This is a genomic window from Geomicrobium sp. JCM 19037, assembly GCF_000698105.1.
Classification (GTDB): Bacteria; Bacillota; Bacilli; order Bacillales; family Marinococcaceae; genus Geomicrobium_A.
The window spans coordinates 92,819-108,073 of sequence record NZ_BAWZ01000011.1; the positions used below are offsets into that span (position 1 = coordinate 92,819).

A 15,255-nucleotide genomic window follows, 5' to 3' on the forward strand; every position below is an offset into this window, starting at 1 on the left:
TGTTTTTTTGTGTTGCAACATAGGAACTACTTGGGTTAATGCAATGCTCTTTCGTGATAAGAATGATGCTTAAAGCAGTTGACATTCGTTTTATTTAGCCAATATCCGAACGATCGATTATCAATATTGGTAAATATTCGAGTTTACATTGACAATTAATCTGACGCATACTACGATAGAAGAAGAGTAAGGCATTTCATTGATCTTTCACAAGATACCTCATATAAATTCGAGAATATGGCTCGAAAGTTTCTACCTGGCTACCGTAAATGGCTGGACTATGAGGAGACAAATGGTTGTCGTACGTCTATGGCAACATGTCTCCTCCCGGTGCTCGAATGAATAAGACAGCGGGTTCTTTGATATGCCTAAAGATAGGAGCGTTTAGAATGACTGTTGATGTTGGCGTAATCATGGGAAGTACATCCGATGATCCGACGATGAAGTTCGCGGTACAAATTTTAGAAGAATTACACATTCCGTATGAGAAACGGATTGTATCGGCCCATCGTACGCCTGATTATATGTTTGACTACGCATCATCTGCAAGAGAACGTGGATTGAAAGTCATTATTGCCGGAGCAGGCGGTGCGGCGCATCTTCCTGGGATGGTTGCGGCGAAAACGACATTGCCAGTAATTGGTGTGCCTGTACAATCCAAGACGTTAAGTGGATGGGATTCACTGTTAAGTATCGTACAAATGCCAAAAGGCGTACCAGTTGCGACAGTAGCGATCGGTGAAGCAGGAGCTGAGAATGCTGGATTGCTTGCAGCACAAATGCTTAGCGTTTGGGACCGAAAGCTTGCACACAAGTTAGAAGCAAGAAGAGAAGCGAAGAAAAACGATGTACTTGCCAATCAGGAGGTACAATCATGATTACACCTGGCCAAACGATCGGTATTCTAGGTGGCGGACAACTTGGCAGAATGATGGCGCTCGAATCGAAAGCGATGGGATATCAGATTGCCGTGCTTGAACCTGTAGCTGGATCTCCTACAGCACAAGTCGCTGATATTGAAATTGTCGGTGCGTATAATGACGAAGAAGCAGTAAAGCATTAGCCGCAGTGAGTGATGTTGTTACCTTTGAATTCGAAAACGTAGATGCGAACACTGCAACGATTTTGCAAGAAGCTGGAAAGTTGCCGCAAGGGATAACGTTATTAAAGACAACACAACATCGCTTACGTGAGAAAGAAGCGTTAGAAGAAGCGGGATTAACCGTCGCGCCGTACAAAGCAATTACGTCTAAGGATGATTTAACAGCAGCCATCGACGTTTTAGGCACTCCAGCTGTTCTTAAAACATGCCGTGGAGGCTATGACGGAAAAGGGCAATACGTGATACATTCAAGAGAAGAAAGCGATCAAGCATTTCAAGAGCTCTACCGTGAGGGTGTAGAACTTGTTGTTGAAGGATTTGTGTCTTTTGAAAAAGAGATTAGTGTCATCGTTACGCGCAATCTAAAAGGTGAACTTCAAACCTTCCCAGTTGCTGAGAACATTCATGAAGATAACATTCTTAAACGAACGATTGTGCCTGCAAGAATTAGTATAGACGCAAAAAAGCGAGCGGTACAAATGGCAGAAGCGTTTGCGAACAGCATTGAACTCGTTGGCACGCTTGCCGTAGAAATGTTCTATACAATGAGCGGTGAGATTTACGTGAATGAACTTGCGCCAAGACCACATAACTCTGGACATTACACGATGGACAGTTGCAACGTCTCTCAGTTCGGGCAACACGTTCGTGCAATTTGCGACTGGCCGCTCGTGAAACCAAAGTTGTATCACCCAGTCATTATGGATAACATTCTTGGTGAACACGTGGAACGAGCAATAAAGATGATTCCAGAATTTACGGATGCATTCCTTCATCTTTACGGGAAAAGCGAAGCTCGGCCTGGACGAAAGATGGGTCATGTGAACATTATCGCAGCAACGGTTGAAGAAGCGCTAGAACGATCATTACAACTACACATACGTACACATACAATGGAGGCAACACAATGATTGAACGTTACACGCGAGAAGAAATGGGAAGTATTTGGACGGAGCAAAATCGTTTTCAAGCATGGTTAGAAGTTGAAATTGCCGCTTGTGAAGCTTGGGCTGAGCTTGGAGACATTCCAAAAGAAGACGTTGAGAAGATCCGCAAAAACGCTTCATTTGATGTGGATCGTATTCACGAAATCGAAGCAAGTACACGTCACGATGTTGTCGCCTTTACACGGGCAGTATCTGAAACGCTCGGTGAAGAGCGTAAATGGGTGCACTACGGATTAACGTCAACAGATGTTGTTGATACAGCACTTTCGTATCTTTTGAAGCAAGCGAACGAAATTCTGCGTGCAGATCTTGAACGTTTTATTGATGTTCTCGGTAAAAAAGCGAACGAACATCGTTATACGTTAATGATGGGACGTACACACGGCGTTCATGCTGAGCCAACGACATTTGGATTGAAACTCGCACTTTGGTATGCAGAAATGAAACGAAATCTTGATCGCTTTGACCAGGCAGCAGAAGGCGTTCGTGTCGGTAAGATGTCAGGGGCGGTCGGAACGTTTGCGAACATTCCACCAGAGATTGAAGCGCACGTATGCGAGCGATTAGGAATTCAAGCCGCGCCAATTTCCACACAAACACTTCAACGAGATCGACACGCGCATTACGTATCTACACTTGCGCTTATTGCGACGAGTATTGAGAAGATAGCTGTTGAAATTCGTAACCTCCAAAAAACAGAGACTCGTGAAGTTGAAGAGTTTTTTGCAAAAGGTCAAAAAGGTTCATCTGCGATGCCACATAAACGAAATCCTGTTGGATCAGAGAACATGACCGGTCTTGCACGTGTGATTCGTGGTCACGTTACGACAGCATTTGAGAATATGCCACTATGGCATGAGCGTGATATTTCGCATTCATCGGCAGAGCGAATCATTTTGCCAGACAGCACGATTTTACTTAATTACATGCTAAATCGTTTTACGAAGATTGTTGATGAGTTGACGGTCTATCCGGAAAACATGAAAGAAAATATGGAGAAAACGTTCGGTTTAATCTATTCTCAACGTGTTCTGTTAACACTTATTGACCGTGGCATGGCGCGAGAAGAAGCGTATGACATCGTTCAACCAAAAGCGATGGAAGCTTGGGAAACACGCGTGCCGTTTCGAACGCTTGTTGAAGCAGAACCGAAGATTACAGACGTATTAACGGATGCAGATCTTGATGAGTGCTTCAATGAAAAACATCATATGAAAAATGTCGACGTCTTGTTTGAGCGTGTTGGACTCTAAAACGTAGATGAACTTCTGGAGGGAAACGGTATGACACTTCTATATGAAGGTAAAGCGAAACAATTATTCACAACCGAGAACAGTGATCAACTTCGAATTCAGTACAAAAACGATGCGACCGCATTTAATGGAGTCAAACATGACATCGTCGAAGGAAAAGGAAGACTTAATAACGAGATTTCATCATTGTTTTTTCCGCTTCTTGAACAAGGTGGAATTCCCACACACTTTATTAAACGCTTAAGCGAAACCGAACAACTCGTGAAACCAACAACGATTATTCCTTTAGAAGTGGTCGTTCGAAACATCGCTGCTGGAAGCCTTGCAAAACGCCTCGGTTGGGATGAAGGCATTGAACTAAAGCGTCCGATTGTCGAGTTTTATTATAAAGATGATGCTCTTGGTGACCCGCTTGTTACCGAGGAGCACATCTCCCTCCTAGAAGCAGCATCGACGGAACAGTTGGAAGAAATGAAGCGTTTGGCATTGCTAACAAATGATACGCTTCTTCCAATCTGTGAATCTGCGAATTTGTTGCTCGTTGACTTTAAATTAGAGTTTGGAATGACGAAAGACGGCGAACTCATTTTGGCTGATGAAGTATCACCAGACACGTGCCGCTTTTGGGATCGTGACACAAGACAGAAATTAGACAAAGATTTGTATCGTTATGAACTCGGTTCACTTACAGCAGGGTACGAAACAATATTAGAGCGCATTGGAGGCGTTGTTCATGGTTAACGTGCACGTATACATCACACTTAAAGAAGGCGTATTGGATCCACAAGGTAAAGCGGTAGAACATTCTTTATCATCACTTGGCTACGAAGGAGTCGAAGAGGTGAGTGTCGGAAAGTGGATCCAATTGAAGGTGAAAGATGGAGAAGGATTAGAGACACGTATTGAAGCGATGTGTGAACAACTACTTGCCAATCCAGTGATTGAGAACTACACCTACAAAGTAGAGCGGGAGGCAACGGTATGAAGGCCGCTGTCATCGTTTTCCCAGGATCAAACTGTGATACAGACATGTTTCACGCCGTGAAAGATTTCACCGCTGCTGATGTGGTTGAATTTGTTCCTCATACGGCTAGTAGCGTAGCCGATTACGATGCAATTTTTATTCCTGGCGGCTTTTCATATGGCGATTATCTTCGTACTGGAGCGATCGCACGCTTTGCACCTGTTATGAAGAGTGTGAGTGAAGAAGCGGCAAAAGGAAAATCAATTGTAGGCGTTTGTAATGGATTTCAAATTCTTCAAGAAGCAGGCTTACTCCCAGGCGCAATGAAGCGCAATAAAGACTTGAAATTTATTTGCCGTACGGTCAGTCTAAAAATTGAGAATCATAGCACTCGTTTTACATCGGAATATGCAGAAGGAGATGTGCTGCAAGTTCCGATTGCCCACGGAGAAGGAAACTTTGAATGCGACGATGAGACGCTTCAAAAGTTACAGGATAACAACCAGATTGTTTTCACGTATGTGAACGATGTGAACGGATCAAAATCTCAAATTGCCGGTATTCAAAACGAAGAGGGTAATGTTCTTGGAATGATGCCACATCCAGAACGCGCGATGGAAGCATGGCTTGGTAGTGAAGACGGACGTCAATTGTTTACGAGTGTTTATCGCCATTGGAGGGAAATGAATGTTGTTACAAACTGAACCAACACCATCACACATTAAAGAAGAGAAACTCTATCAAGAGATGGGCGTGAAAGATCACGAGTACGAGCGAATTGTGAATTTAATCGGCCGTGAACCTAATTATACCGAGATCGGTATGTTCAGTGTACTCTGGTCAGAACATTGTAGCTACAAGCATTCCAAACCATTGCTTCGCCAATTCCCAGTTGATGGACCCCACGTCCTACAAGGACCGGGAGAAGGTGCTGGTGTTGTAGACATCGGTGATGAGCAAGCAGTCGTTTTCAAAGTTGAAAGTCATAACCACCCATCAGCGGTTGAACCGTATCAAGGGGCAGCAACAGGGGTTGGTGGTATTCTACGTGACGTGTTCTCCATGGGTGCTCGTCCAATCGCGCTCTTAAACTCGCTACGTTTCGGACCTCTTGATACACCGCGTGTACGTTACTTGTTTGAAGAAGTTGTTGCGGGAATTGCCGGTTATGGCAACTGTGTAGGTGTACCGACCGTTGGTGGTGAAGTCCAATTTGATCGCTCATACGATGGCAATCCACTTGTGAATGCGATGTGTGTGGGGTTAATCGATCATAGCAACTTGCAAAAAGGCGTCGCTGCCGGTGTAGGAAACACGGTCATGTATGTTGGAGCAAGTACAGGGCGCGACGGCATCCACGGGGCGACGTTTGCTTCAGAAGAACTGAACGAAGAGTCTCAAGCGAAGCGTCCGTCGGTTCAAGTTGGTGACCCGTTCACGGAAAAGCGAGTACTTGAAGCATGTTTAGAGCTCGTTGAATTGGAATCACTCGTCGGGATTCAAGACATGGGTGCAGCGGGTCTTACGAGTTCTTCTGCAGAAATGGCAAGCAAAGCCGGTTCTGGTATCAACATGAACCTCAATCTCGTACCACAACGTGAAAAGAATATGACCCCATACGAAATGATGCTTTCAGAATCACAAGAGCGGATGTTACTCGTCGTGAAAAAAGGTCATGAGTCTGAAATTGAAGAGATTTGCGAAAAGTGGGACCTAGATGTCGCATCGATCGGAGAGGTAACCGATGATCGCAATTTAACGCTCTATTTTGACGGTCAAGTGGTTGCTGATGTACCTGTAACGGCATTAACAGACGATGCTCCAGTGTATGAAGTTGAGTCAATTGAACCGGCTTCATTTAAAGAGAACCAAGCAAAAGACTGGAAGCCAGCGTCAATCACCGATTACAACGAAACACTCAAAGACCTATTGCAACGCCCAACAATCGCTTCTAAAGAATGGGTGTATGATCAATACGATCATATGGTACAAACGAATACTGTTGTAGTACCAGGATCTGATGCAGCGGTTCTTCGCATTCGTGGAACGAAAAAAGCGCTTGCGATGACGATGGACGGTAACAGTCGCTACATTAAGCTTGACCCAGAAAATGGAGGCAAGCTTGCCGTTGCAGAAGCTGCGCGTAACATTGTCTGTTCAGGAGCGAAACCACTTGCACTCACGGACTGTTTGAACTACGGCAGCCCAGAACAACCGAACATCTACTGGCAAATGAAAGAATCGACGAAAGGCATGAGTGATGCTTGCCGTACGCTTTCAACGCCAGTCATTAGCGGAAACGTCTCGCTTTATAATGAGACTTCAGGGGAAGCAATTTATCCAACGCCGATTATCGGTATGGTCGGTCTTATTGAAGATACCGCTCACATTACGACGCAACAAGCAAAACAAGCTGGAGACCTCGTTTATGTCCTTGGTGAAGGTTCAGCACACTTTGGTGGTAGCGAGCTTCAACTGATGCAAGACGATAATATTTACGGTATTGTGCCAAAAATTGATTTGGATGTTGAAGCGAGTCGTCAAGAATTGGTATTACGTACAATTCAAGCAGGAATCGTTCAGTCGGCACACGATTTAGCTGAGGGTGGTTTAGCAGTAGCACTTACAGAGAAAGTCATGGGCACGTCTTTAGGGCTTAACATAACGCTTTCCAAAGACGCAAACACGCTATTCTCAGAAGCACCTTCACGTTATGTGTTTACGGTTAGAGCAAGTGATGCAGAACAGTTCGAATCACTCATGCCAGAAGCACGAGCAATTGGTCATATAACCGACGATGCACAAGTGATTGTGAATGATGATTCTGGTCAGTCGTACATCAACGAGTCAACTGAAGAATTAACTCGCATTTGGAAGGGAGCCATTCCATGTTTGCTGAAATCAAAGGCTTAAACGAAGAGTGTGGACTGTTTGCGATTTGGGGCCACAATGAAGCGGCACAGCTTTCTTACTATGGTTTGCATAGTTTGCAACACCGTGGGCAAGAAGGTGCAGGCATCATTTCTAGCGATAAAGAGCAATTGTATGCACACAAAGGTGTTGGACTTCTGACTGAAGCATTTGGCCCTGGAGACATTGAGCGCTTAAAAGGCAACCATGCGATCGGACACGTACGTTATGCAACAGCAGGAGGCGGCGGCATTGAGAATGTTCAGCCGCTTCACTTCCGCTCAGAAGACGGCGGCATGGCGATCGCGCATAACGGAAATCTCGTAAACTATCAAATTTTAAAAGGTGACCTTGAACGTAAAGGCAGCATCTTTCAAACGACGACGGACACAGAAGTGTTGGCTCACTTGTTGAAGCGCCAAAGTTCTACGAACCTTCGTAAACAACTTCACGCGGCACTCCCTCAATTAATTGGAGCTTACGCGTTTGCAGTGATGACTGAAAAAGAACTGATCGTCGCCCAAGATCCTCATGGACTTCGTCCACTTTCACTCGGGCGGATTGGTGATGCGTACGTTGTTGCTTCTGAAACGTGTGCCTTTGACATTATCGGTGCAACGTATGAACGTGAAGTCGCTCCTGGAGAAATGATTATTTTCGATGAGAGCGGGATGCATTCTTCTCGCTTTACTGAAGCTGAAGATCGTGCGCTTTGCAGTATGGAGTACGTTTACTTTGCTCGTCCGGATTCAAATTTAGATGGCATTAACGTGCATACAGCGAGAAAACAACTCGGTAAGCAGTTGGCCAAAGAAGCACCGATTGAAGCGGATGTAGTGACGGGTGTACCTGATTCATCCATTTCAGCAGCGATTGGGTATGCAGAACAAACGGGCATTCCATATGAGCTTGGTCTCATTAAAAATCGTTATGTGGGTCGTACGTTTATTCAACCTTCCCAAGAACTTCGTGAACAAGGGGTTAAGATGAAGCTCTCGGCGGTACGCGGAGTCGTTGAAGGCAAACGAGTCGTCATGATTGATGATTCAATCGTCCGTGGGACAACGAGTAAGCGAATTGTTCGATTATTAAAAGAAGCCGGTGCAAAAGAAGTCCACGTAAGAATTAGTGCACCGCCAATTATTCGTCCGTGTTTTTACGGCATCGATACGTCAAGTCGTGGTGAGCTTGTTGCAGCGAACTTAAGTATAGAGGAAATGCGGGAAATGATGGGTGCTGATTCTTTAAGTTTCTTAAGCGTAGACGGCTTGAAATCAGGAATTGGCCGCGATGATTCACAGCCAAACTGTGGACAATGTTTAGCGTGCTTTACAGATGTATACCCGACGGCAATTTTTAATACAAAAAAAGAACTTGTAACCGTAGGCATGGAGTAGGAGGAATCGCGTTGAGTGAAGCATATAAACAAGCTGGTGTTGATGTTGAAGCTGGTTATGAATCGGTAAAACGAATGAAAAAGCATATCAAGCGTACGGAACGCCAAGGGATTATGGGTACGTTTGGTGGTTTTGGAGGAATGTTTGATCTTTCAATGCTGAATATGAAAGAGCCCGTCCTCGTTTCAGGAACCGATGGAGTTGGAACGAAGTTAATGCTCGCATTTCAAGCGGATCGTCATGATACCATTGGGGTTGATGCGGTAGCGATGTGTGTGAACGACATTTTAGCACAAGGTGCTGAACCATTGTATTTCCTTGATTACATTGCTACGGGTAAAGCCGATCCTGCACGGATTGAGCAAATTGTCAAAGGTGTAAGTGACGGCTGTGTAGAAGCTGGAAGCGCATTAATCGGAGGCGAAACAGCAGAAATGCCAGGCATGTATGATGAAGAGGAATACGATCTTGCAGGTTTTGCGGTTGGCGCAGTAGAGAAAGCGAACATCGTTACGAATGAAGACGTCAAAGAAGGCGATGTACTCATTGCTTTGCCATCATCGGGGGTTCATAGCAACGGTTTTTCGCTCGTACGTAAGCTAATTGCTGATCATAATTTGAACTATCATGAGACGTACGAACCGTTCGATCGACCACTCATTGAAGAACTACTCACGCCAACGCGCATTTACGTTCGTGACGTTCTACCGATCATTCAACAAACCGATGCGATTAAAGGAATGGCCCATATTACAGGTGGTGGTTTGTATGAGAACATTCCACGCATGTTGCCAGGCGGTCTTAGTGCAACCATTGATCCTCGTCGTTGGGAACGGTTGCCAATCTTCTCGTTTTTAAAAGACGTTGGGCAATTGGCTGATCATGATTTATATGGAACGTTTAACATGGGAATTGGTTTCGTAATGGCCGTGCAAAAAGAAGACGAACAAGTTGTACTCGATCGTCTAGAAGGTGCGATTACGATTGGCGAAGTAACGGTTGGCGATACGCTCGTTATCCAAGGTGTAAACTCGTGAAGTTTGCCATTTTCGCATCAGGATCAGGAAGCAATGCTGAACAGATCTTAAGAGCGGTTCAAAACGGTGAATTAGGCGGTACACCCGCATTTGTGTTTAGTGATCAACGTGATGCAGGTGTTCTCTCAAAAGCAGAACAGTATGAGGTAACGACGTATCAATTCTCTCCAAAACAATTTGACTCAAAAGCCGATTTCGAGCGTGCATTGCTTGAAAAGTTACACATCCACGAAGTGGAATGGATTGTACTCGCAGGCTATATGCGCTTAATTGGTGAGGTTTTGCTTTCGAACTATGAAGGGAACATCATCAACATTCACCCGTCACTTCTACCACACTATCCAGGGTTAGATGCCATTGGCCAGGCGATTGACGATGGTGCGAAGGAAACAGGAGTGACCATTCATTATGTTGATCGTGGGATGGACACAGGACCGATCATTGCGCAAGCAGCACTTGCGATCCATCCAAACGAATCGAAACAACAACTCGCTATGCGTATTCAACAACTTGAACATCAACTGTATCCAAAAACGCTACAAACGGTTTTTAAGGAAGGGGAAGCTTAACGATGAAACGCGCAATCATTTCCGTAAGTGATAAAACAGGAGTGGCATCTTTCGCCAAACAACTTCTTGAACTCGGTTTCGAAATTATTTCCACAGGCGGTACGAAAAAAGCCTTGCAAGATGCTGGGGTTGATGTAATTGGCATCTCAGATGTGACCGATTTTCCAGAGATTTTAGAAGGTCGTGTAAAAACGTTGCACCCGTCCATTCATGGTGGATTGCTTGCAAAGCAACACGATGATAAGCATATGAAAGCTCTTGAAGAACAAGGAATGGCTCCGATTCATCTCGTCGTTGTCAATTTGTATCCGTTTAAAGAAACGATTAAAAAGGCGAATACAACGTTTGAAGATGCAATTGAAAACATTGACATCGGTGGACCAGCGATGCTTCGTGCATCTGCGAAAAACCATGAAAGTGTGACGGTTGTAACCGACCCGAACGATTACGACGTTGTTCTTGAAGAGCTTTCCAAAGGTGAAGTAAGCATGACGACAAAACGTCGCCTTGCGGCAAAAGTGTTCCGTCACACAGCGAGTTACGACGCCTTAATTGCTGAATACTTAACGAAAGAAAGTGGCGAGAAATATCCAGAAAGCTTAACGCTCACTTATGAACATAAAGAAACACTTCGTTACGGCGAAAATCCACATCAACAGGCAGCGTTTTACGAAACGCCGCTTCCGGCTTCGCCGTCGCTTGCCAATGCGATTCAATTGCACGGCAAAGCACTATCGTACAATAACATAAATGATGCTGACGCAGCGCTTGCAATCGTCTCAGAATTCAAAGACACGGTTGCAGCGGTTGCAGTAAAACATACCAACCCATGTGGTGTTGGCATTGGTGAGACGTTAGAAGAAGCTTTTAATGAAGCGTATGAAGCCGATGCTGTTTCGATCTTTGGTGGAATTGTTGCGGTGAATGAAACCGTCGACGTTGCAACAGCAAATAAGCTTGCAGACATATTCTTAGAAGTGATTATTGCTCCAGATTATAGCGAAGATGCACTTGCTATTCTACAAAAGAAAAAGAACATTCGTCTTCTGAAAGTAAACACATCAACAAAATCAAACGACGCACAAATGATTACGTCCGTTCAAGGTGGTCTACTCGTTCAAGATGATGATCGTGCCGGGTTTGACGATGCGAACATTGAAGTCGTAACCGACCGTGAACCTACCGAAGCAGAGTGGAAGAGTTTGAAGCTTTCATGGAGCGTTGTCAAACACGTAAAATCCAATGCTATCGTACTCGTGAATGGTGATCGCACTGTTGGTGTAGGTGCTGGACAAATGAACCGAGTTGGCGCATGTGATATTGCCGTTAAACAAGCAGGTGAGTTATCAAAAGGAAGCGCACTTGCGTCTGACGCCTTCTTCCCAATGAAAGACACCGTTGAAGCTGCGGCAACAGCAGGGGTTACTGCGATTATTCAGCCAGGTGGTTCGATTCGCGATGAAGAATCGATTCAAGCAGCAAACGATGCGGGCATTGCGATGGTATTTACCGGCATGCGCCACTTTAGACACGCATAGGAGGACCAAGAATGAACATTTTAGTCGTTGGGAATGGCGGACGTGAACACGTATTGGCTTGGAAATTCGCACAAAGTAAGCGTGTCAGCACGGTTTACGTGGCACCAGGGAACCCAGGGATGGAAGACGTTGCCACATGTGTAACCATTGATAGTACGGATCATGAAGCACTCATTCATAAAGCAAAAGAGCTAGACGTTGAATTAACCGTTATTGGACCAGAAGCGCCACTTGCAGCAGGGATCGTTGATGCGTTCAAAGAAGCGGGTTTAGTCGTGTTTGGTCCGAGTAAACAAGCAGCTCAAATCGAAGGTAGTAAAGCGTTTGCGAAGGACCTCATGCACCGTTACGAAATTCCAACAGCCCAGTACGGTGTTTTTACTGATTTCGATGAAGCCATTCACTATACGAAAGAACAAGGTGCTCCGATTGTCGTTAAAGCGGACGGTCTTGCAGCTGGTAAAGGCGTTACGGTTGCAACAACGTTAGCGGAAGCCGAGCATGCGCTTCGTGATATATTACTCGATGATACATTCGGAAGCGGTGCGAAAGTCGTCCTTGAAGAATTTCTTGAAGGCGAAGAAGTATCAATTCTTGCACTCGTCAATGGCGACACGGTCGTGCCACTTGCTGAGTCACAAGATCATAAACGTGCGTTTGATGCCGATCTTGGTCCAAATACAGGCGGGATGGGGGCGTATTCACCTGTACCTCATATTGATCAAGCGCAAATTGATCGTGCAATTGAAACGATTGTTATTCCAACCGCTAAAGCGATGATTCAAGAAGGAACACCTTTACGGGAGTTCTTTACGCAGGATTAATGATGACGCTGACGGTCCAAAAACGATAGAATTTAATGCCCGTTTCGGTGACCCTGAAGCACAAGTTGTTCTTTCACGTATGGAAAGTGATCTCGTTGATGTGATCATCGCTATTTTAAATGAGGAGGCACCGACAATTGAGTGGAGCGATGATGCCGTTGTTGGCGTCGTACTTGCGGCTAATGGTTACCCTGCTCATTATGAAAAAGGACTCGCAGTTCCGACTGCCCCGAGCGGTAACGTGTTTTACGCAGGTGTTACTGGTGAACGTGCTGCGCTAAAAAGTAACGGTGGCCGTGTATACATTGCACTCGGTAAAGCTCCTTCGATTCAAGAAGCTCAAGCGAAAGCGTACGAGCGAATCGAGCAGCTAGATACGAATGGATACCATTATCGTCGTGATATTGCTTATCGTGCTTTCTAGTAAAGGTAGTTCTACCCCTTTAAAATAACTCATTAATCCCTTTCAATGGTTGGATCGCCTTAGTCATAAACCTGGATATATTCAGGGGTGACTAAGGGTTTTATAATGTGATTGAAATTTCTGCTAAATAACTATACTATTTAAATATATAAGAAGGAGGTTTCACCCAATGGTAAATGTGAAATAAACGAGAAAATCTATAAATGTTTCAATACATGTAGGTTTTCTCAAACGATAATTGCCAAGATGATTATGTTGAAGGAGAAAACTTATGTTGCAAAAAATAACAGCAAATACGTACTATTTAATAAATGATGATAAAAAAGAAAGACCGGCGTTAGGTGTGATTTGTGGAGAAAATGCAAGTTTAGTCGTGGATGCAGGGAATTCATCATTACACGCGCAAGAATTGATCAGTGAAGTGAAACGGTTACGGTTACCGGCAATAAAATATGTCGTTGTGACTCATGCACATTGGGATCACTTTCTCGGTGTGAATGAATACGAGGCAGCTTTCATTGTGAGTAAGAAAACGAATGAGAAACTTCAATTATGGAAGAACTGCTCTTTTTCAGATGAAGGTTTAGCTGAAATTGAACGTGAACAAAACGTAGGTTCAATCTTTTCAGAAGTAGTAAAAACTGAGTTAAATGATAGAGATACTTTCCAACTAAAAGATGCGGATGTAATTTTTGATCACCAACTGACTGTTGATTTGGGGAATATGCTTTGTGTAATCGAAGAGATGGCTAGCACACATACAGAAGATGCTACCGTAGTCTATAATCCTAAGGAAAGAGTCGTTTTCTTCGGTGATGCAACATACGGAAAAACAACGGATTCGTTATTTCATTATAGTCACAACTCTATCGATGCCATGATAGAGGATGCAAAGAAATACGAAGTGGATTGGACTGTTCTAGGTCATGAGTCAGTTTGCGACAATGAAGAGATGAATTTATATTGGCGCGAGTTAGCCTCCTCTTCGAGAGCAGCTCACACACGTTCTTTCGCCGATTCAATAAATACTTTCCGGTTACTTGAAGGAAGAGAGCCAACGGATAATGAAATGTTATTTATAGAAGCATTCGTTAACGATGTTTTAATTGAATCAAAGGCATAATGAACGAAAAGAGCTCCCTATAAAAAGGGGAGCTCTTTTCTATGGCATTAGAGATTTAGTTAAGCAAGGTATTCGGTGAGAATGCTATGCAACTTAACTCATTTGACCATTTGTGGGGCACTCCTTTTTGGGGGCATGGAAGTATTGGGAGGCTATAGCTGAGAATTATGAACTTCACCCTATTAAACTTTTTTAAATTAAAGTAAAAGGATAATAATGTTAATAATTTTTCCTTGAACCTTACGTTACGTAATGATTTATAGTTAAAATTAATTAGCTAACGTAAGGAATGATTGCAAGTGCAAAACCGGATTATAAAAGCGTTAATCTTTAACAAACAAGTAAGGCTTTATCTTATAAACAATACGAGCTTACTAAATGAAATACTACACATGAATCAAAACGCCAACACCATCATTAAAGAAGCTTTAGCTAGCTCAATATCGATTATGAGCATATTATCTGCAACGCTAAAAGGTAATCAACGCTTAAGTGCTGCTCTCTCATTTGACCACCCTAAAAGCAAAATCTTTGTTGACACAGATGCACATGGAAATGTGCGTGGCTATGCGAATGATTTCTTATTATCGTCATCAAAAAACTATTCGACTGTTAAGGAATTGATCGGTTTAAAAGGATCAATCAGGATGATAAAGGCCAATGATTTTAATCAATTTACAGGGATTACCGATATGCCTTATCAAGATTTAGATCGTGATTTTTCTCATTACTTTAAACAAAGCGACCAAACAGAAACGTTGATTAAAACAACGATTCATTGGCAAGGAAATAAAGAGATAAAAAACAGTTATGGAATATATGCGCAATTACTTCCTCAATCACCAACACACCTTTTAAATAAGGTAGAAGAACATTTTCAATCTATACAATGTGTATTAAATGAACCTAAAACTTTAATTAACAGTGAAATTTTCAGCTTACTAAACCAGTATTTTGGTGAAGGAGAGATTATTGGTGAAAGTAACGTCCAATTTTTCTGTGGCTGCTCCAAGGAAATGTTTTTTGGATTGTTACATTCAGTAGATGCGGCAGAACTAAAGGGTTATCTTCACTCTCGTGATCCAATAATATCCACATGTAATAGATGTGGTAGAAATTACTCGTTCAACGAAGAAGAAATTAAACTCATTTTGGGGGAATTAAATG

The 15,255-nt window shown here is 43.6% G+C and carries 12 protein-coding genes, 2 pseudogenes and 1 riboswitch; all 14 genes and pseudogenes read left to right on the top strand.

The features are described from left to right. Positions 1 to 199: 199 nt before the first annotated feature. Positions 200 to 301: riboswitch (purine riboswitch) on the top strand. Positions 302 to 389: 88 nt separating this feature from the next. After that, positions 390 to 878, top strand: a complete 489-nt coding sequence (purE, locus tag JCM19037_RS08500; RefSeq protein WP_042399916.1) for a 5-(carboxyamino)imidazole ribonucleotide mutase — start codon at positions 390 to 392, stop codon at positions 876 to 878. Continuing rightward, positions 875 to 2,013 (top strand): annotated as a pseudogene (gene purK, locus JCM19037_RS08505) (5-(carboxyamino)imidazole ribonucleotide synthase). The gene purE and the pseudogene purK overlap by 4 nt, the downstream one beginning before the upstream one ends. Beyond that, positions 2,010 to 3,302 carry an adenylosuccinate lyase gene (gene purB / locus JCM19037_RS08510; protein WP_042399919.1) on the top strand — a complete coding sequence of 431 codons (1,293 nt, stop codon included), beginning with the start codon at positions 2,010 to 2,012 and terminating at the stop codon, positions 3,300 to 3,302. The pseudogene purK and the gene purB overlap by 4 nt, the downstream one beginning before the upstream one ends. 30 nt (positions 3,303 to 3,332) lie before the next feature. Beyond that, positions 3,333 to 4,043: a phosphoribosylaminoimidazolesuccinocarboxamide synthase gene (purC, locus tag JCM19037_RS08515; protein WP_042399922.1), complete on the top strand. Its 711-nt coding sequence runs from the start codon at positions 3,333 to 3,335 to the stop codon at positions 4,041 to 4,043. Further along, the gene (gene purS / locus JCM19037_RS08520) at positions 4,036 to 4,287 is read left to right on the top strand and encodes a phosphoribosylformylglycinamidine synthase subunit PurS (RefSeq protein WP_042399924.1); all 252 of its coding nucleotides are present in this window, start codon (positions 4,036 to 4,038) and stop codon (positions 4,285 to 4,287) included. The genes purC and purS overlap by 8 nt, the downstream gene beginning before the upstream one ends. Then, positions 4,284 to 4,970, top strand: coding sequence for a phosphoribosylformylglycinamidine synthase subunit PurQ (purQ, locus tag JCM19037_RS08525; RefSeq protein WP_042399927.1), 687 nt, complete (start codon positions 4,284 to 4,286; stop codon positions 4,968 to 4,970). The genes purS and purQ overlap by 4 nt, the downstream gene beginning before the upstream one ends. Beyond that, positions 4,954 to 7,179, top strand: a complete 2,226-nt coding sequence (gene purL / locus JCM19037_RS08530; RefSeq protein WP_042399930.1) for a phosphoribosylformylglycinamidine synthase subunit PurL — start codon at positions 4,954 to 4,956, stop codon at positions 7,177 to 7,179. Before purQ ends, purL begins: the two co-directional genes overlap by 17 nt. After that, on the top strand, positions 7,155 to 8,573 hold the full coding sequence (purF, locus tag JCM19037_RS08535) for an amidophosphoribosyltransferase (RefSeq protein WP_042399933.1): 1,419 nt from the start codon (positions 7,155 to 7,157) through the stop codon (positions 8,571 to 8,573). The genes purL and purF overlap by 25 nt, the downstream gene beginning before the upstream one ends. An 11-nt stretch (positions 8,574 to 8,584) precedes the next feature. Next, positions 8,585 to 9,610 carry a phosphoribosylformylglycinamidine cyclo-ligase gene (gene purM / locus JCM19037_RS08540; protein ID WP_042399936.1) on the top strand — a complete coding sequence of 342 codons (1,026 nt, stop codon included), beginning with the start codon at positions 8,585 to 8,587 and terminating at the stop codon, positions 9,608 to 9,610. Beyond that, complete coding sequence (purN, locus tag JCM19037_RS08545) at positions 9,607 to 10,179, top strand: phosphoribosylglycinamide formyltransferase (RefSeq protein ID WP_042399939.1); 573 nt, start codon at positions 9,607 to 9,609, stop codon at positions 10,177 to 10,179. Before purM ends, purN begins: the two co-directional genes overlap by 4 nt. A gap of 2 nt (positions 10,180 to 10,181) precedes the next feature. Beyond that, positions 10,182 to 11,717 (top strand): bifunctional phosphoribosylaminoimidazolecarboxamide formyltransferase/IMP cyclohydrolase, encoded by a 1,536-nt coding sequence (gene purH / locus JCM19037_RS08550; RefSeq protein ID WP_042399943.1) that lies wholly within the window; start codon positions 10,182 to 10,184, stop codon positions 11,715 to 11,717. A gap of 11 nt (positions 11,718 to 11,728) precedes the next feature. After that, positions 11,729 to 12,965, top strand: a pseudogene (gene purD, locus JCM19037_RS08555) (phosphoribosylamine--glycine ligase). A 271-nt stretch (positions 12,966 to 13,236) separates the two neighbouring features. Beyond that, positions 13,237 to 14,088 (top strand): MBL fold metallo-hydrolase, encoded by an 852-nt coding sequence (locus tag JCM19037_RS08560; RefSeq protein WP_042399944.1) that lies wholly within the window; start codon positions 13,237 to 13,239, stop codon positions 14,086 to 14,088. A gap of 299 nt (positions 14,089 to 14,387) precedes the next feature. Beyond that, a partial coding sequence (locus JCM19037_RS08565; protein ID WP_042399947.1) for an Hsp33 family molecular chaperone HslO occupies positions 14,388 to 15,255 on the top strand: 868 nt, incomplete at its 3' end.

Bases quoted from the DNA above. Each gene is read 5' to 3' on its own strand.
- purL (WP_042399930.1), top strand. From the start codon at position 4,954: ATGTTGTTACAAACTGAACCAACACCATCACACATTAAAGAAGAGAAA.
- purB (WP_042399919.1), top strand. From the start codon at position 2,010: ATGATTGAACGTTACACGCGAGAAGAAATGGGAAGTATTTGGACGGAG.
- purF (WP_042399933.1), top strand. From the start codon at position 7,155: ATGTTTGCTGAAATCAAAGGCTTAAACGAAGAGTGTGGACTGTTTGCG.
- purQ (WP_042399927.1), top strand. From the start codon at position 4,284: ATGAAGGCCGCTGTCATCGTTTTCCCAGGATCAAACTGTGATACAGAC.
- purH (WP_042399943.1), top strand. From the start codon at position 10,182: ATGAAACGCGCAATCATTTCCGTAAGTGATAAAACAGGAGTGGCATCT.
- JCM19037_RS08560 (WP_042399944.1), top strand. From the start codon at position 13,237: ATGTTGCAAAAAATAACAGCAAATACGTACTATTTAATAAATGATGAT.
- purE (WP_042399916.1), top strand. From the start codon at position 390: ATGACTGTTGATGTTGGCGTAATCATGGGAAGTACATCCGATGATCCG.
- purS (WP_042399924.1), top strand. From the start codon at position 4,036: ATGGTTAACGTGCACGTATACATCACACTTAAAGAAGGCGTATTGGAT.
- purC (WP_042399922.1), top strand. From the start codon at position 3,333: ATGACACTTCTATATGAAGGTAAAGCGAAACAATTATTCACAACCGAG.